Below are 17,232 nucleotides of genomic sequence, written 5' to 3'. Positions count from 1 at the left end.
CCTATAGCGAGTCGATAAAATCGCTAATATTCTTGTCACTCCACGCATAAGTGGTAACGCCAGAAATTTGTGTTCGATCTGTCGAATAGGCCCAGATTCCACGAATCGGCTTATTTTCCTCTTTGGCGCATTGAATTTCCCATTTCTGACCGCTTGAATTGAGAGAATTTTTGCTCACCAGCACTATTACACCGTGAGACCGTCTGATGCGAGTGCGGACGCGATCTTTCCAATCCTTGTCATACGGTTCTTTAACCGACATATCTACAAATTCGTAAGGAGCTCGTGGACTCAACGATTGTCCTTTAAGGAAATCCCTCTGCCTCTCGTCCTCGATAGCGAATGCAATGAAAACTACTTTTTTATCAGCCATTTTTCCCCCTATGGTGACCGGAAAGATACAGTGAACTTTTGCTGCTCTTGACTATACACCTTGTTGCATGTCCCTCAAACGGTGTTGCGGACACTTTTTATGCATTGGAGCAGAAGTCAAAGCCGATCTCGCCGGCTCAGGTCAAGCTGTTGATTAGGGTTCGGGGCTACCGCCATCCTTTGAAGGTTCCGCCAACGCTGCACGTTCTTAGTTCTGGAGCGCAGCCAACCATTGGGCTATGATGACCGAATAAGCCCACCGTCCCTTGGCAATCGTCACCGCTACAGCGCGACCCGGCTTGCTTTCCCAGGGCTCTCATGTGGCTCCCAGCCCACAACGCCGCATCCCCTGCAAGCGGCACGAAACAGAGCTAACCTATTGCCCCGTATATGGTTTCAAGCCTCGCGTGATTTGCACGAAGGGCTTGACACCGGCCCTTTTTTGTGGCCGCTCGCGGCAAACTGTGAGCTGTCTGGCACTCTAACGCATTGAAGTGGAATGAAGATTGCGGGTCGGTGTGAGCTCTGTCAAAGTATTGCCCTCACTCCGGAGGGATCATGGTTCTGCAATCCACGCGTTGGCTCGCGCTCAGTTATTTCACCTACTTCTTTTCCTATGGCATCTTCTTACCGTTCTGGGGCGTGTGGCTGAAAGGCGAGGGCATCGCGCCCGAAACCATCGGCATGCTGCTCGGCGCCGGCTTGGTGGCCCGCTTCCTCGGCAGCTTACTGATTGCGCCCCGCGTTAAAGATCCCTCTCATTTAGTCTCCGCCCTGCGGCTGCTGGCGCTGCTGACCCTGGCCTTTGCGGTCGGTTTCTGTTTCGGCAACGGCTGGGGTTGGCTGATGCTGGTGATAGCGGGTTTCAACCTGTTCTTCTCGCCGCTGGTGCCGCTGACCGACGCGTTGGCCGCCACCTGGCAAAAGCAGATCCGTATGGACTACGGCCGGGTGCGGCTGTGGGGCTCGCTGGCGTTCGTCATCGGCTCGGCGCTGACCGGGCAGCTGGTAGCGGTGTGGGGCCATAACGCCATTCTCTACAGCCTGATTTTCAGCGTGCTGGCGATGCTGCTGGGCATGCTGTTGAAGCCGAGCGTCATGCCGCAGGGCGAAGCGCGCACGCACAGCGGAACCGAACGTTCGCTGTGGGCGCTGCTGAAAGAAGGGCCGGTCTGGCGCTTCCTGCTGTGCGTCACGCTGCTGCAAGGGGCGCACGCCGGCTACTACAGCTTCGGCTCCATTTACTGGCAGGAGGCCGGCTATTCGGCCTCGACCATCGGCTATCTGTGGTCGCTGGGCGTGGTGGCGGAGGTGATTATTTTCGCCAGCAGCAACGTGCTGTTCCGCCGCTGGAATGCGCGCAACCTGCTGTTGCTCTCCGCCTGCTGCGGCGTGTTGCGCTGGAGCCTGATGGCCTACAGCACCGAGCTGGGCTGGCTGCTGCTGATCCAGATCCTGCACTGCGGCACTTTCACCGTCTGCCATTTGGCGGCGATGCGTTTTATCGCCGCGCGTCAGGGGCAAGAGGTGATCCAACTGCAGGCGGTGTATTCGGCGCTGGCGATGGGCGGCGGCATCGCCGTCATGACAGTCATTGCCGGGTTCCTGTTCGAACATTGGCAGGGCGGGGTATTCTGGGTGATGGCGGCGGTCGCGGTGCCGGCCTTGTTCATCCGGCCGCCGGCGGTCAGCGTCAGCCGCTGATTAAGGGGCTTCCAGCAGCGCGCGGATCGCCTGGCGCTGCCGGGTTTCCAGCGGCAGTTCGGTATAGACCAGCGGCGGGTGCGGATCGCTGTGCACCGCCGCATAAGGGGTGATCACCAGCGTGATGCCCTGCGGCGCTCCGCTGCGCAGATAGTCGCTCAGCGGCAGGTACTTGATGTTCAGCGGCAGCAGCGTGAGCTCTCGGATCTGATATTCCACTTCCTCTTCCAGCTGCGGGTTGTCCAGCGTCAGCAGCAGCACCTGCTTTTCCTGCAGCGCGTTGTCCTGCATCAGCCAGGCGCCGAAGCTGATGGCCACCAGACCCGCCTCCTCGTTGGAAAAATGCACGCCGTACTCCTGCTCCAGCGGTTTCAGCGCTTCCTGCGTGGTGCGCATCAGCCGCGGGTATTTGCGCACCACTTCTTCCAGCAGCATATTGTCGATGCCGATGGCGAAACGGCAGCGCTCCAGCGCCGGCGCCAGATGGGCGAACAGCTGGCTGACCAGCTCCGCCTTGCTGCTGAAGGCCATGCCGGAAAGTTGCTGGAAGCGCTCAACCATGTTGTCGATCGCCGCCATCAATCTCCGCTCTTGCGCTGAGTCGTTGCTGTGGTAGCTGTGATTTTTCAACATGGTGAAGGTGAGCGCCAAAAAATCGCGCTCGTCTGCCTGCGGCGGCTGGTTAAACAGCCGGTTGCAGGCCTGATGCAGCCAGGCGGCGGCTTGCTGTTCCGGCTTTTTCCGCAGCCAGTCGCGCTGAACGGCGTCGAAACGCGGATGCTGCTGCAGGCGATTTTGCCAGGCGCAGTAGAGCAGGTAATGCTGCAGGAATTGGCGGTCGCGCGCATCGAAGTGGCGGCTGAGCAGCGGCTCGCAGGCGTCGATCGCCTCTGCCAGCGCAGACGCCGGGGCGGCATCGGTCGCCAGCGCTTGCCGCAGGCGCGGGGCGAAATCGCCTTCGACAAACCGCGGGCTGCAGCGCAGGGCCCGCCGCAGCCAGTGGATCAGGCACAGGCGTTGGTCGAGCACGCTGCCCCGCAGTTGGTAGCCATGGTCGGGATCGACGGCGATCTCCAGGTGATGGAAACGCTGGATTTCACTGGCCACCTCGGCTATATCTTGCCGGGTTATCGGGGGGGCGACGCCGTTGATTCGGCTTAGGGTCTCCAGCTGTAACTCGGGCTCCGGCGTGTACAGCATCAGCAGCAGATGGCAGCGCCGTTGTTGTCCGGAGAGCTCGGGCACGGGAGAGGTGTCCAGGCTCATTATCACCTTCCGGCATAAAAGGTTGCGATTATGCCTAAGCATAGCAAAAGGCTTTGTGACGGCAGGATTACCGCGCGGCTTTTACTTCGGCTTACAACTTTCGTCACAAATATCGCCGGGAGAGGCGGGCCGTTAGGCATCTATTTGTGTTACGTTATAACAAATGCAGGTAAGACAGGATAATGATGAAGTTACGTCGTCTTTTGGCTGCCTTCGGCGCCGTGTTCAGCGCCGGTGCGATCGCTCATCCGCACAGCTTTATCGACATGAATACCACCTTCGTCGCCAAAGACCAGCGGCTGGTCGGCCTGAAAATGGTGTGGGTGATGGATGAAATCACCTCGGCGGATCTGCTCTACGATGCGAAAAACGCCAAGAGCGATTCGGAAGTGTGGAAAAAGCTGGCGGCGGAAGTGATGGCCAACGTGCTGGGGCAGCACTATTTCACCGATCTTTACCGCGACGGCAAACCGGTGAAATACCTGAACTTGCCCAGTGAATATCACCTGTCGCGTCAGGGCAACCAGGCGGTGCTGGAGTTCGTGCTGCCGTTGGCCGAGCCGCAGCCGCTGGCGGGCAAGCCGTTCGAACTTTCGACTTACGATCCGACTTATTTTGTGGATATGACCTATAAAGACCAAAATGCGCTGCATCTGCCGCCGGAGATGGCGCAGCTGTGTAGCTACAAGCTGATGACGCCGAAGCCGAATGCGTCGCTGCAGGCCTATGCGCTGTCGCTCGACAAGAACGACTCGCCCGGCGAAGACCTGGCGCTGGGGCAGCAGTTCGCCCAGCGGGTGACGCTGCAATGTCGTTAAATCTCTCGCAACCGACGACGAGCCGGCGCCACTGGGCCTTCGGCCTGTGGCCGCTGCTGCCGTTCACGCTGGCGCTGGCGGCCGCCGCGCTGCTGGCGTGGCACTATTGGCCGCAGCTGCTGATGCAGAGCGTGGTGTGGCAAAAAGCGCTGCACCAGCAGATGGCGGGGCTGTTGCAGCAGGTGAAGGCCGCGCCGCAGCAGGCCGGGCTGGCGCTGATGCTGTTCAGCCTCGGCTATGGCGTCTTGCATGCGCTCGGCCCCGGCCACGGCAAAGTGGTGATCGCCACCTACCTGGCTACCCATCCGGCGCGGCTGAAAAGCAGCCTGAAGCTGACCTTCGCCGCCTCGCTGGTGCAGGGTGGGGTAGCGATCGCGCTGGTCACGCTGATGCTGGTGGTATTGCAGCTCTCTTCGCGCCAGCTGCACCAAAGCAGTTTCTGGCTGGAGAAGGGCAGCTTTATTCTGGTGATGCTGCTTGGCGTGCTGCTGAGTTGGCGCGCGCTGAAACGCCTGTTTGCGGCGATCAAGGCGATGCGCCCGGCGCCGGCGCTGCGCATCAACAGCCTGACGCCGCTGGCGGCGGATCATGTGCACAGCGCCCACTGCGGCTGCGGCCACCGGCATCTGCCGAGCGACAGCGAGCTGCAGGCGGGAAGCGACTGGCGCACTCAGGCCGCCATCGTGCTGGCGATGGGCATGCGCCCCTGTTCGGGGGCGATTTTGGTGCTGCTGTTCTCCAAGGTGATCGGCGTGTTCGGCTGGGGCGTGATTTCCGCGCTGGCGATGGCGTTCGGCACCTCGTTGACCATCTCGATGCTGGCACTGCTGGTGCATTACAGCCGCCGGCTGGCGGTGCGCCTCAGCCGTTCGCGCGCGCCCGCCGCCTGGAGCGCGGTGGCCTGGGGGGCGTTGGCGCTGGCCGGCGGCCTGATCCTGTTGGCCGCCGGGCTGTTGCTGTACGTCAGCGCGCAGCCGGAATTCGGCGGTGGCATCCGGCCCTTCTCCCGCTAACGGGCATAAAAAAAGCGCTGCATCGGCAGCGCTTTTTTCGATTCGCTTCTGGCGATTAACGCTTCAGCGCTTCGCTCAGTTCTTCACGCATGGTGGCCAGCATGGCTTTCACTACGCGCGGGTTGCCTGCCACCACGTTGCCGGAGCTGAAGTGGTTGTGGCCGCCGACGAAGTCGGTCACCAGGCCGCCGGCTTCACGCACCAGCAGTTCGCCCGCGGCGAAATCCCACGGCTTCAGGCCGATTTCGAAGAACCCGTCTACGCGGCCGGCGGCCACATAGGCCAGATCCAGCGCGGCGGAACCGGTGCGGCGGAAGTCCGCGCACTGGGTGAACAGCTTGCCGACGATGTTGATGTAAGGTGTTGCGTGCTGTTTGACCTTGAACGGGAAGCCGGTTGCCAGGATGGTGCCATCCAGATCTTTGGCGTTGGTGCCGCGCAGGCGGTAGCCGTTGAGCTGTGCGCCCTGGCCGCGAGTGGCGGTGAACAGTTCGTTGCGCATCGGATCGTAAACCACGGCCACTTCAGTACGGCCTTTGATGCGTACGGCGATGGAAACGGAGAAATGAGGGAAACGTTTGATGAAGTTTGCAGTGCCATCCAGTGGATCGATCACCCATTGCACATCGCGATCTTCGCCGATCAGCTCACCGCGTTCTTCGCTCACGATACTGTGTTGCGGATAAGACTTGCGGATGACGTCGATGATCAGATGCTCTGCATCGCGATCGACGTTGGTGACGAAGTCATTGGTCCCTTTCTGGCTCGCTTCTACAGCGTCCGGGGTTTCGTAGTTTTTGGCAATCAGGTTACCGGCCTTGCGCGCAGCGCGCACGGCGATAGTCAGCATCGGATGCATGGGTATCTTCCAACTAGGATGTTAAAGAACAGGAAACGGCGCGAAGTATAGCAGCTGTTCGGCAAATTGCCTACGGCTGTGTTAAGATGCTGCGATTTTCCGCCACGCTCAGAGTTTGTATGCTGCACAATATCCGCATTGTTCTGGTAGAGACTTCACATACCGGCAACATGGGCTCGACCGCCAGAGCCATGAAAACCATGGGTTTAACCAACCTTTATCTGGTTAATCCGCTGATCAAACCCGATTCTCAGGCCATCGCCCTGGCCGCCGGCGCCAGTGACGTGATCGGCAACGCCACTATCGTCGACACCCTCGATGACGCCATCGCCGGCTGTAGCCTGGTGGTGGGCACCAGCGCCCGTTCTCGCACCTTGCCGTGGCCGATGCTGGAGCCGCGTGAATGCGGCGTGCGCGCGGTGCACGAGGGCGAACACGCGCCGGTGGCGCTGGTGTTCGGCCGCGAACGCGTCGGGCTGACCAACGATGAATTGCAGAAGTGCCACTACCACGTCGCCATTCCGGCCAACCCGGACTACAGCTCGCTGAACCTGGCGATGGCGGTGCAGATCCTGGCGTATGAAGTGCGCGTGGCTTACCTCGATCGCCAACAGGCGGGCGCGCCGCAGCTGGAAGAGACGCCGTATCCGCTGGTGGATGACCTCGAGCGTTTCTATCAGCACCTGGAGCAGACGCTGCAGCGCACCGGCTTTATTCGCCCGTCCCATCCGGGCCAGGTGATGAGCCGCCTGCGTCGGCTGTTCACCCGCGCGCGCCCGGAAGGGCAGGAGCTGAATATCCTGCGCGGCATGCTGACGTCGATCGAGAAACAGGATAAACATCAAGGTAATTAATTGATGTGGTATAGCGGCGGGTGACAATAGTATTAGTTATCCAAAGGTTATAACATGTATTTTATATACCTTTGTTCTTGCTAAGTTCAAAACGTGCTAATACTTGAGTCAATTACTAGGTTAAATAGTTGACTGTTTTACTCAGGAATGTCAGACTTTCGGCCATATTTGACCAACAGGTAACCATTGAGCTATGAGACTGACATCCAAAGGCCGTTATGCCGTAACCGCTATGCTCGACGTAGCGCTGCATTCCCAGGAAGGGCCGGTGCCACTGGCGGACATTTCCGAACGCCAGGGTATTTCGCTCTCTTATCTGGAACAATTATTCTCCCGTCTGCGCAAGAATGGCCTGGTGGCCAGCGTGCGCGGCCCGGGCGGTGGTTATCTGCTGGGTAAAGACGCGGGTGAGATCGCCGTTGGCGCTGTCATCACTGCCGTCGATGAATCGGTAGATGCAACCCGGTGCCAGGGCAAAGAAGGCTGTCAGGGCGGCGATCGCTGCTTGACCCACGCCCTGTGGCGCGATCTGAGCGAGCGCATCAGCGGGTTCCTGAACAACATTACGCTGGCAGAACTGGTCAACAACCAGGAAGTGCTGGTGGTGGCGGATCGTCAAAACAACGATACGCGCCGCACGGCCAACGGTCGTCCGCAAGAAACTATCAACGTTAATCTGCGCGCATAAGCAGCTGGCGAAATTATTTTAGTTTTTGGAAGTGATGTACGGAGCACAAGAGCAATGAAATTACCGATTTATCTGGATTACTCAGCAACGACGCCGGTTGACCCGCGCGTTGCTGAGAAGATGATGCAGTTTTTGACCCTGGACGGCACTTTCGGCAACCCGGCTTCCCGTTCCCACCGTTTCGGTTGGCAGGCGGAAGAGGCGGTAGACATCGCCCGTAACCAAATCGCCGAACTGGTGGGCGCCGATCCGCGCGAAATCGTCTTCACCTCCGGGGCGACCGAATCCGACAACCTGGCGATCAAAGGCGCTGCCAATTTCTACCAGAAAAAAGGCAAGCACATCATCACCAGCAAAACCGAACACAAAGCCGTGCTGGACACCTGCCGTCAGCTGGAGCGCGAAGGGTTCGAAGTGACCTATCTGGCGCCGCAGAGCAACGGCATTATCAGCCTGCAGGATCTCGAAGCGGCGCTGCGCGATGACACCATTCTGGTCTCCATCATGCACGTCAATAACGAAATCGGCGTGGTGCAGGACATCGAAGCGATCGGCGAAATGTGCCGCGCGCGCGGTATCATCTACCACGTTGACGCCACCCAGAGCGTGGGCAAACTGCCTATCGATCTGAGCAAGCTGAAAGTCGACCTGATGTCGTTCTCCGGCCACAAAATCTATGGCCCGAAAGGCATCGGCGCGCTGTACGTGCGCCGCAAGCCGCGCATCCGCATCGAAGCGCAGGTACACGGCGGCGGTCACGAGCGCGGCATGCGTTCCGGCACCCTGCCTGTCCACCAGATCGTCGGCATGGGCGAAGCTTACCGCATCGCCAAAGAAGAGATGACCGAAGAGATGGCGCGTCTGCGCACCCTGCGCGATCGTCTGTGGAACGGCGTAAAAGATATGGAAGAAGTGTATCTGAACGGCGATCTGGAGCACGGCGCACCGAACATCCTGAACGTCAGCTTCAACTACGTTGAAGGCGAATCGCTGATCATGGCGCTGAAAGACCTGGCCGTTTCCTCCGGTTCAGCCTGTACCTCCGCCAGCCTCGAGCCGTCCTACGTGCTGCGCGCGCTGGGCATGAGCGATGAATTGGCGCACAGCTCGATCCGTTTCTCCCTGGGGCGTTTCACCACGGAAGAAGAGATCGACTACACCATTCAACTGGTGCGTAAATCCATCGGCCGTCTGCGCGATCTGTCTCCGCTGTGGGAGATGTTCAAGCAGGGCGTGGACATCAACAGCATCGAATGGGCGCATCATTAATTCTCAGGTTTCAGGAGCAAGGTCATGGCTTACAGCGAAAAAGTAATCGATCATTATGAAAACCCGCGCAACGTGGGTTCCTTCGACAACGAAGATCCTACCGTCGGTAGCGGCATGGTAGGGGCGCCGGCTTGCGGCGACGTCATGAAGCTGCAGATCAAGGTTAACGATGAAGGCATCATCGAAGACGCGCGCTTTAAAACTTACGGCTGCGGTTCCGCCATCGCCTCCAGCTCGCTGGTGACCGAATGGATGAAAGGCAAGTCGCTCGATCAGGCTGAAGCGATCAAAAACACCCAGATCGCCGAAGAGCTGGAATTGCCGCCGGTCAAAATTCACTGCTCGATCCTGGCTGAAGACGCCATCAAAGCAGCGATTGCCGACTATAAGAGCAAGCATAGCGCCGAGTAATTTGTCTGAGTCGGCCCGGCCACGCCGGGCTTTGATTTGAAGTGTGAGGTTGTGATGTCTATTACCATGAGCGACAGCGCTGCGCAGCGTGTTCAGGCGTTTTTGACGAACCGCGGCAAGGGTCTCGGCCTGCGTCTGGGAGTGCGAACTTCCGGCTGCTCCGGAATGGCCTACGTGCTGGAATTTGTTGACGAAGCCAACGATGACGACATCGTGTTTGAAGACAAAGGCATCAAGGTGATCATCGACGGCAAGAGCCTGGTTTACCTTGACGGCACCGAGCTTGATTTCGTTAAGGAAGGCCTGAACGAAGGCTTCAAGTTCAACAACCCGAACGTCTCAAGCGAATGCGGCTGCGGCGAGAGTTTCAACGTCTGACAGTCCATCGTGCTCCCCCGTTTCGGCGGGGGAACTTCATCCGCTAACGCCCAGAGCACGCTATGGATTACTTTACTTTATTCGGGCTGCCAGTTCGCTACACCGTGGACGGCAGCCTGCTTGCGTCCCGCTTCCAGGATCTGCAGCGCCAATTTCACCCCGATCGTTTCGCCAACCAGCCGGAGCGCGAACGCCTGATGGCGTTGCAGCAGGCGGCGACCATCAACGAAGCCTACCAGTCGCTGAAGCACCCGTTAAAACGCGCGGAGTATATGCTATCTTTGCACGGCTTCGATCTGGGCAACGAACAGCATACGATGCGCGACACCGCGTTTCTGATGGAACAGCTGGAGCTGCGCGAAGAGCTCGACGCCATTGAGCGCAAGCCGGAGGCGGAAAGCCTGCTGGCCGATTTCGGCGCGCGGCTGACCGCCTCCATCAAACAGCGCAGTGCGCTGATGCTGCAGCAGCTGGACGGCGAGCAGTGGGCGGACGCCGCCGACACCGTGCGCAAGCTGCGCTTTTTGGACAAACTCCAGCAACAGGTTGAACAACTCGAAGAAAAACTGCTGGGTTTTGAGTAACACCTTCTGATTCTGATTCTGATTGTGGAAGCTTCAACATGGCCTTATTACAAATTAGTGAGCCTGGCCTCAGCGCCGCGCCGCACCAGCGACGCTTGGCCGCCGGCATCGACTTAGGCACCACCAACTCGCTGGTCGCCACGGTGCGCAGCGGGCAAGCGGAAACGCTGGCCGACGAACAGGGCCGCCATTTGCTGCCTTCGGTGGTGCATTATCAGGCGGACGCGCAGCGCGTCGGCTGGGAGGCGCGCCAACAGGCGGCGCAGGATCCGGCCAATACCGTCAGCTCCATCAAGCGCATGATGGGTCGCTCGTTGGCGGACGTGCAGCAGCGTTACCCGAACCTGCCGTATCAATTCCAGGCCAGCGACAACGGCCTGCCGCTGATCGTCACCGCCGCCGGTCCGGTTAACCCGGTCGGCGTCTCCGCCGATATCCTGCGGGCCCTGTCCGCGCGCGCGCAAGCGGCGCTGGAAGGGGAGCTGGATGGCGTGGTGATCACCGTTCCCGCCTACTTCGACGACGCGCAGCGCCAGGGCACCAAAGACGCGGCGCGTCTGGCCGGCCTGCATGTCCTGCGCCTGCTGAACGAACCGACCGCGGCGGCGATCGCCTACGGGCTGGACTCCGGCCAGGAAGGGGTGATCGCGGTTTACGATCTGGGCGGCGGCACCTTTGATATCTCCATTCTGCGCCTCAGCCGCGGCGTGTTCGAAGTGCTGGCCACCGGCGGCGATTCCGCGCTGGGCGGCGACGACTTCGATCACCTGCTGGCCGACTGGCTGCGCGAGCAGGCCGGCGTGGCCGATCGCAGCGACCACGGCGTGCAGCGCCAGCTGCTGGACGCCGCCATCGCCGCTAAAATCGCGTTGAGTGATGCCGACAGCGTGCGCGTCGAGGTGGCCGGCTGGCAGGGTGAGGTGACCCGCGCCCAGTTCGAAGCGCTGATCGCTCCGCTGGTGAAACGTACGCTGATGGCCTGCCGCCGCGCGCTGAAAGACGCCGGCGTCGCCGCCGACGAGGTGCTGGAAGCGGTGATGGTCGGCGGTTCCACTCGCGTGCCGTTGGTGCGTGAGCAGGTGGGGGCCTTCTTCGGCCGCACGCCGCTGACGTCGATCGATCCGGATAAAGTGGTCGCCATCGGCGCCGCGATCCAGGCCGACATCCTGGTGGGCAACAAGCCGGACAGCGACATGCTGCTGCTGGACGTGATCCCGCTGTCGCTGGGCCTCGAAACCATGGGCGGCCTGGTGGAGAAAGTGATCCCGCGCAACACCACCATTCCGGTGGCGCGTGCGCAGGAGTTCACCACCTTCAAAGACGGCCAGAGCGCGATGATGATCCACGTGCTGCAGGGCGAGCGCGAGCTGGTGCAGGATTGCCGTTCGCTGGCGCGCTTCACGCTGCGCGGCCTGCCGCCGCTGCCTGCCGGGGGGGCGCACATTCGCGTCACCTTCCAGGTGGATGCCGACGGTCTGCTGAGCGTCACCGCGATGGAGAAATCCACCGGCGTGGAAGCGTCGATCCAGGTCAAGCCGTCGTATGGCCTGTCGGACAGCGAAATCGCCGGCATGATCAAGGATTCGATGGCCAACGCGCAAAGCGACGTGGGCGCGCGCAAGCTGGCGGAGCAACGCGTGGAAGCCGCGCGGGTGCTGGAAAGCCTGCAGGGCGCGCTGGCCACCGACGCCGCGCTGCTGAGCGAGGCGGAAAGCCAGGCGATCGCCGCCGCGACCCAGGCGTTGCAGCAGGCGGTGCAGGGGGAAGATCCCGCCGCTATCGAAGACGCCATCAAAACATTAGATGCACAAACGCAAGATTTTGCCGCGCGCCGCATGGACGCTTCCATTCGCCGCGCGCTGGCTGGCCATTCTGTGGATGAGGTTTAACCATGCCTAAAATTGTTTTCCTGCCCCATCAAGATCTTTGCCCGGAAGGGGCGGTTCTGGAAGCCGAAAAAGGGGAGTCGATCCTCAACGTTGCGCTGCGCAACGGCATTGAAATCGAGCACGCCTGCGAGAAATCCTGCGCCTGCACCACCTGCCACTGCATCGTGCGTGAAGGCTTCGATTCGCTGGAAGAGAGCAGCGAGCTGGAAGACGACATGTTGGACAAAGCCTGGGGGCTGGAGCCGGAAAGCCGTCTGAGCTGCCAGGCGCTGGTTGCCGACGAAGATCTGGTGGTCGAAATGCCGCGCTACACCGTCAACCACGCGCGTGAGCATTAATTGTTAGCCGCAGCGCCAACCCGGAGATCATAATGGGACTGAAGTGGACCGACAGCCGAGAAATCGGCGAAGCCCTGTACGACCAATACCCGGACACCGATCCGAAAACCGTGCGTTTTACCGACATGCATCAGTGGATCTGCGATCTGGAAGAGTTCGACGACGATCCGCAGGCTTCCAACGAAAAAATACTGGAAGCGATCCTGCTGGTCTGGTTAGATGAAGCGGAGTAAATAGCGTAACGGGCTGCCATGGGCGGCCCGTTTATTTTGTATCCGACATACCCGTCGTCTTTCAAACCGCAGCGTTGTTACCTGCACGATCACACCCCAGTCACTTACCTGAGTAAGCTCCTGGGGATGAGATCGCTGGGCGCCTAGCTGCAATTTGAAATCCATAGGGTATGCAATAAAGCCCTAATGAAATAATAAAGGGAACATCCGGAGTAAGAAGGCTATGACAACAGAATTCATGCAGGTCACGCTGTCGCAACAACCTGCCGATGCCCGTTGGGGCGAAAAAGCGCTGCTCAGCACCAACGGCGAAGGGATGACCATCCACCTGACCGGCGCCGACAAGCTGGGCGCGATCCAGCGTGCGGGCCGCAAAATTGACGGTCAGGGCATCAAAAACGTCAAACTCGCCGGCGACGGTTGGGACTTGGAAAACAGCTGGGCGTTTTGGCAGGGTTACCGCGGGCCGAAAGGGCAACGCAACGTCGAATGGGCCGAGCTGCCGGAAGCCGCACGTCAGGAGCTGGATAAGCGCCTGAAGATCGTCGACTGGGTACGTGACACCATCAACATGCCGGCGGAAGAGCTGGGGCCGGAGCAACTGGCGACCCGTGCCGTCGATCTGATGTGCGACGTCGGCTGCGATGCTGTCAGCTATCGCATTACCAAGGGCGAAGATCTGCGCGAGCAGAACTATGCGGGTATCCACACCGTCGGCCGCGGTTCCGAGCGCCCGCCGGTGCTGCTGGCGCTGGACTTCAACCCGACCGGTAACCCGGACGCGCCGGTGTTCGCTTGCCTGGTCGGCAAGGGCATCACCTTCGATACCGGCGGTTATAGCCTGAAACAGAGCGCCTTTATGGATTCGATGAAGGCTGACATGGGCGGCGCGGCCACCATCACCGGCGCCCTGGCGCTGGCGGCGGCGCGCGGCCTGAAGCAGCGCGTGAAGCTGTACCTGTGCTGCGCCGACAACATGGTCAGCGGCAACGCCTTCAAACTGGGTGACATCATTCGCTACCGCAACGGCAAAACCGTCGAGGTGATGAACACCGATGCGGAAGGGCGCCTGGTGCTGGCCGACGGCCTGATCGACGCTTCTGAGCAGAACCCGCAGCTGATTATCGACTGCGCCACCCTGACCGGTGCCGCCAAAACCGCGGTCGGCAACGACTACCATGCGCTGTTCAGCTTCGACGACGCGCTGGCGCAGGAGCTGCTGAACAGCGCCACCGCCGAGCAAGAGCCGTTCTGGCGTCTGCCGCTGGCCGAGTTCCACCGCAGCCAACTGCCGTCCAACTTCGCCGAGCTGAACAACGTGGCCGGCCCGGCCTACACCGCCGGCGCCAGCACCGCGGCGGCCTTCCTGTCGCACTTCGTCAAGAATTACCAACAAGGCTGGCTGCACATCGACTGTTCCGCCACCTACCGCAAAGGCGCGGTGGAGCAGTGGTCGGCCGGCGCGACCGGTCTGGGCGTGCGTACCCTGGCCAACCTGCTGCTGAGCAAAGCCAAATAATTGAACGCCCGCCGCGTCGGGCGCTAGAATGCGCATTATCTTCGGGGCCCAGCATGCTGGGCCTCGCTATTTGATCCCTGGAGTTTGTCATGAGTGCCCATCATCACGATGCCGCCCCGAGCGAGAACGAACTTGAACGCCTGCTGAAGCTGGCGGTGACGGAGCCGGCCCACCGCCCGGCGTTCTTCCGTGAACTGCTCGACGCCACGGTGCTGATCCTCGGCGACAGCGAGCAGGTGCAGCAGGACGGCGACATCGCGCTGAACGCGGATACGCCGGTCAATATCCAGCATTGGGAGAAGCAGGACGGCGGCAGCATCATTCCGTTCTTCACCTCGCTGGAAGCGCTGCAGAAAGCTGTTGAGGACGAACAGCCGTTCATCGCCATGCCGGCGCGGGTGCTGTTCGAAATCACCCAGGGTGCGGATCTGTTCCTCAACCCGAAGGCGGAGTACGGCAAGGAGTTCTATCCGGAAGAGGTGGCGATGCTGCTGGCGACCGGCGGCGTCGTCAAACCGGTGGAGCATTACGTCGATAAAGAGACCCAAATCCTGCTGGGGCAGCCCGAAGAGTATCCGTCGGCGATGGTGGACGCGTTGACCACGCTGTTCAGCCAGCGCAAGCCGGTGCGCCGCGCGTTTCTGGCGCTGATGCACGATCAGGCGGCGGACGAGAAGCCGAATCTGCTGATCGGGCTGGAAGTGGACGCCGAGCCGGCGGAGATCGAGGCGTTGATCAACGAGGCCGGCAGCGTCGCCAGCGAAACGGCGCCGAACGACGAACCGGTGGATTTCTGCCTGGTGTCGGAGAACGAGCGCGGCATCAGCCACTATCTGATCTCCCATACGCAGCCGTTTTATCAGCGCCGCTGGGGCAGTTGGCTGCGCAATTTGATCCCGTCTACCGACAAGACCCAGTAGCGCCGCCGCGTGGTCGAAAATGAATCATGAAGATCATATTTTTTTAATGAAATGTTGTTTTTCCCGTAGGCAAGCGTTAACGGCGCACATATAATCTGCGCCACTTGAGAAGGCCGGCAACATTGCAGACCGGCCTGTTTTGGAAGTCATACAGAGGCCATCATGACCGTAGAACGTACCTTTTCCATCGTTAAACCAAACGCTGTAGCCAACAACGACATCGGCGCTATCTACGCTCGTTTCGAGCGCGCCGGTTTCAAAATCATCGCCGCTAAAATGCTGCGTCTGACTCGCGAGCAAGCTGAAGGCTTCTACGCTGAGCACAAAGGCCGCCCATTCTTCGACGGTCTGGTTGAGTTCATGACCTCCGGCCCAATCATGGTGCAGGTTCTGGAATCTGAAAACGCCGTGCAGCGCAACCGCGACATCATGGGCGCAACCAACCCGGACAACGCGCTGGCCGGTACCCTGCGTGCCGACTACGCGGACAGCTTCACCGCTAACGCCGTTCACGGTTCCGATTCCGTTGAATCCGCACAGCGCGAAATCGCTTACTTCTTCAACGAAAGCGAAATCTGCGCACGTTAATCGTGCCGTTTCTTGGCTGATAACCAGGCATTCACCGGCTGATACAATAAAAATGCCCTGAATGCCTTTCAGCCGTAGCCACCCGCTACTAAAATTTGTACAATGCCGCGCCCCTGATAAGACGACTTGTCAGGGGCGTGTTTTTAGTGCCGCCACCCGAATCATGCGGGCTGAAATGCACAACTTACTGTCCATTCTTTAGCGCCATAACGTGTAATAACGAGGCCAGAGATCATTATGTTAGAACCCATCACGTCCGAGCACACCGTGTCTGAAAATAATTCGCTGACTACCCCCTCCGTTAACGTGGAGCAACCGGCTGCGGCCAAAATCAACCTGCTGGACCTGAACCGCCAGCAAATGCGCGAGTTCTTCGCCGAAATGGGCGAGAAACCGTTCCGCGCCGATCAGGTGATGAAGTGGATTTACCACTACTGCTGCGACGATTTCGAGCAGATGACCGACATCAACAAAGTCCTGCGCGGCAAGCTGCAACGCGTGGCGGAAATCCGCGCGCCGGAAGTGGCGGAAGAACAGCGTTCGGCCGACGGCACCATCAAGTGGGCGATAAAAGTCGGCGATCAGCAGGTCGAAACCGTGTACATCCCGGAAGCCGACCGCGCGACGCTGTGCGTCTCCTCGCAGGTGGGCTGCGCGCTGGAGTGCAAATTCTGTTCGACGGCGCAGCAGGGCTTCAACCGCAACCTGCGCGTGTCGGAAATCATCGGCCAGGTGTGGCGCGCGGCGAAAATCATCGGCGCGCTGAAGGTGACCGGCCAACGCCCGATCACCAACGTGGTAATGATGGGGATGGGCGAGCCGCTGCTCAACCTGAACAACGTGGTGCCGGCGATGGAAATCATGCTCGACGACTTCGGCTTTGGCCTGTCCAAACGCCGCGTGACCCTGTCTACCTCCGGCGTGGTGCCGGCGTTGGACAAGCTGGGCGACATGATCGACGTGGCGCTGGCGATCTCGCTGCACGCGCCGAACGACACCATCCGCGATGAGATCGTGCCGATCAACCGCAAGTACAACATCGAGACCTTCCTGTCCGCGGTGCGCCGCTATCTGGAGAAATCCAACGCCAACCAGGGCCGCGTGACCGTCGAGTACGTGATGCTGGATCATATCAACGATAGCACCGACGATGCGCATCAGCTGGCGGAAGTGCTGAAAGACACGCCGTGCAAGATCAACCTGATCCCATGGAACCCGTTCCCGGGCGCCCCTTACGGCCGCAGCTCCAACAGCCGGGTGGATCGTTTCTCCAAGGTGTTGATGGAATACGGCTTTACGACTATTGTTCGTAAAACCCGTGGTGACGATATCGACGCCGCCTGCGGGCAACTGGCGGGTGAAGTGATCGACCGTACCAAGCGTACCCTGAAGAAGAAAATGGCCGGGGAACCTATCAACGTACGGGCGGTCTGAATCCTATAGCACCATTTTTTGTTATCTAACAGCCTGTTATGCGAAAGCGTGTCGCTGGCGGGCGTTAGCTGACGGCCGATAAGGAAATGAATGCG

General features: G+C 60.0%; 19 protein-coding genes. 16 read left to right on the top strand and 3 right to left on the bottom strand.

Going from position 1 to position 17,232, the window contains the following annotated elements; all coding sequences use genetic code 11:
• Nucleotide 1: 1 nt before the first annotated feature.
• Nucleotides 2–373: a TIR domain-containing protein gene (locus ACJ8HN_RS18890; RefSeq protein ID WP_071540641.1), complete on the bottom strand. Its 372-nt coding sequence runs from the start codon at nucleotides 371–373 to the stop codon at nucleotides 2–4.
• 557 nt (nucleotides 374–930) lie between these two features.
• Between ACJ8HN_RS18890 and ACJ8HN_RS18885 the strand changes: the two genes are divergently transcribed.
• Nucleotides 931–2,076 (top strand): 3-phenylpropionate MFS transporter, encoded by a 1,146-nt coding sequence (locus ACJ8HN_RS18885; protein ID WP_033654288.1) that lies wholly within the window; start codon nucleotides 931–933, stop codon nucleotides 2,074–2,076.
• Here the strand turns inward: ACJ8HN_RS18885 and csiE are convergent, their stop codons facing one another.
• A complete protein-coding gene (csiE, locus tag ACJ8HN_RS18880; protein WP_442523818.1) occupies nucleotides 2,077–3,342 on the bottom strand; it encodes a stationary phase inducible protein CsiE in 1,266 nt (421 codons plus the stop codon).
• A gap of 182 nt (nucleotides 3,343–3,524) precedes the next feature.
• On the opposite strand from csiE, the gene ACJ8HN_RS18875 reads away from it, so the two are divergent.
• Nucleotides 3,525–4,160: a DUF1007 family protein gene (locus ACJ8HN_RS18875; protein ID WP_033651572.1), complete on the top strand. Its 636-nt coding sequence runs from the start codon at nucleotides 3,525–3,527 to the stop codon at nucleotides 4,158–4,160.
• Nucleotides 4,151–5,173, top strand: coding sequence for a nickel/cobalt transporter (locus ACJ8HN_RS18870; protein WP_442523817.1), 1,023 nt, complete (start codon nucleotides 4,151–4,153; stop codon nucleotides 5,171–5,173). Before ACJ8HN_RS18875 ends, ACJ8HN_RS18870 begins: the two co-directional genes overlap by 10 nt.
• A 55-nt stretch (nucleotides 5,174–5,228) precedes the next feature.
• Here ACJ8HN_RS18870 and suhB read toward each other — a convergent pair whose 3' ends face one another.
• Entirely contained in the window at nucleotides 5,229–6,032 is an 804-nt protein-coding gene (suhB, locus tag ACJ8HN_RS18865; RefSeq protein ID WP_004941400.1) for an inositol-1-monophosphatase, read from the bottom strand.
• Nucleotides 6,033–6,151: 119 nt separating this feature from the next.
• Here suhB and trmJ point away from each other — a divergent pair, with 119 nt between their 5' ends.
• The 13 genes from trmJ to ACJ8HN_RS18800 all read left to right on the top strand — a co-directional run bounded on the left by trmJ (nucleotide 6,152) and on the right by ACJ8HN_RS18800 (nucleotide 17,137).
• Nucleotides 6,152–6,886 (top strand): tRNA (cytosine(32)/uridine(32)-2'-O)-methyltransferase TrmJ, encoded by a 735-nt coding sequence (gene trmJ, locus ACJ8HN_RS18860; protein WP_025303916.1) that lies wholly within the window; start codon nucleotides 6,152–6,154, stop codon nucleotides 6,884–6,886.
• Nucleotides 6,887–7,079: 193 nt separating this feature from the next.
• Nucleotides 7,080–7,574, top strand: a complete 495-nt coding sequence (gene iscR, locus ACJ8HN_RS18855) for a Fe-S cluster assembly transcriptional regulator IscR (RefSeq protein ID WP_004941404.1) — start codon at nucleotides 7,080–7,082, stop codon at nucleotides 7,572–7,574.
• 54 nt (nucleotides 7,575–7,628) lie between these two features.
• Nucleotides 7,629–8,843, top strand: a complete 1,215-nt coding sequence (iscS, locus tag ACJ8HN_RS18850) for a cysteine desulfurase (protein ID WP_016929764.1) — start codon at nucleotides 7,629–7,631, stop codon at nucleotides 8,841–8,843.
• A gap of 24 nt (nucleotides 8,844–8,867) precedes the next feature.
• The gene (gene iscU, locus ACJ8HN_RS18845; RefSeq protein WP_033635600.1) at nucleotides 8,868–9,254 is read left to right on the top strand and encodes a Fe-S cluster assembly scaffold IscU; all 387 of its coding nucleotides are present in this window, start codon (nucleotides 8,868–8,870) and stop codon (nucleotides 9,252–9,254) included.
• 54 nt (nucleotides 9,255–9,308) lie between these two features.
• Nucleotides 9,309–9,632, top strand: coding sequence for an iron-sulfur cluster assembly protein IscA (gene iscA / locus ACJ8HN_RS18840; RefSeq protein WP_004941410.1), 324 nt, complete (start codon nucleotides 9,309–9,311; stop codon nucleotides 9,630–9,632).
• Between the two features lie 62 nt (nucleotides 9,633–9,694).
• Nucleotides 9,695–10,216: a co-chaperone HscB gene (gene hscB / locus ACJ8HN_RS18835; protein ID WP_442523816.1), complete on the top strand. Its 522-nt coding sequence runs from the start codon at nucleotides 9,695–9,697 to the stop codon at nucleotides 10,214–10,216.
• A gap of 38 nt (nucleotides 10,217–10,254) precedes the next feature.
• Nucleotides 10,255–12,105, top strand: coding sequence for a Fe-S protein assembly chaperone HscA (gene hscA, locus ACJ8HN_RS18830; protein ID WP_060442838.1), 1,851 nt, complete (start codon nucleotides 10,255–10,257; stop codon nucleotides 12,103–12,105).
• Nucleotides 12,106–12,107: 2 nt separating this feature from the next.
• Nucleotides 12,108–12,443, top strand: a complete 336-nt coding sequence (fdx, locus tag ACJ8HN_RS18825; RefSeq protein ID WP_004941417.1) for an ISC system 2Fe-2S type ferredoxin — start codon at nucleotides 12,108–12,110, stop codon at nucleotides 12,441–12,443.
• A gap of 32 nt (nucleotides 12,444–12,475) precedes the next feature.
• Nucleotides 12,476–12,676, top strand: a complete 201-nt coding sequence (gene iscX / locus ACJ8HN_RS18820) for a Fe-S cluster assembly protein IscX (protein ID WP_006327336.1) — start codon at nucleotides 12,476–12,478, stop codon at nucleotides 12,674–12,676.
• 223 nt (nucleotides 12,677–12,899) lie between these two features.
• Entirely contained in the window at nucleotides 12,900–14,195 is a 1,296-nt protein-coding gene (pepB, locus tag ACJ8HN_RS18815; RefSeq protein WP_060453057.1) for an aminopeptidase PepB, read from the top strand.
• 89 nt (nucleotides 14,196–14,284) lie between these two features.
• Nucleotides 14,285–15,115 carry an enhanced serine sensitivity protein SseB gene (gene sseB, locus ACJ8HN_RS18810; RefSeq protein WP_033635596.1) on the top strand — a complete coding sequence of 277 codons (831 nt, stop codon included), beginning with the start codon at nucleotides 14,285–14,287 and terminating at the stop codon, nucleotides 15,113–15,115.
• A gap of 162 nt (nucleotides 15,116–15,277) precedes the next feature.
• On the top strand, nucleotides 15,278–15,703 hold the full coding sequence (gene ndk / locus ACJ8HN_RS18805) for a nucleoside-diphosphate kinase (protein ID WP_004941424.1): 426 nt from the start codon (nucleotides 15,278–15,280) through the stop codon (nucleotides 15,701–15,703).
• Between the two features lie 237 nt (nucleotides 15,704–15,940).
• Nucleotides 15,941–17,137, top strand: a complete 1,197-nt coding sequence (locus tag ACJ8HN_RS18800; protein ID WP_004941426.1) for a bifunctional tRNA (adenosine(37)-C2)-methyltransferase TrmG/ribosomal RNA large subunit methyltransferase RlmN — start codon at nucleotides 15,941–15,943, stop codon at nucleotides 17,135–17,137.
• Nucleotides 17,138–17,232: the final 95 nt, after the last annotated feature.

The organism is Serratia sp. CY29653 (assembly GCF_052169255.1).
GTDB lineage: Bacteria > Pseudomonadota > Gammaproteobacteria > Enterobacterales > Enterobacteriaceae > Serratia > Serratia sarumanii.
The sequence above is the reverse complement of the archived record's forward strand: the minus strand, read 5'-3'. Positions and strand labels throughout refer to the sequence as shown.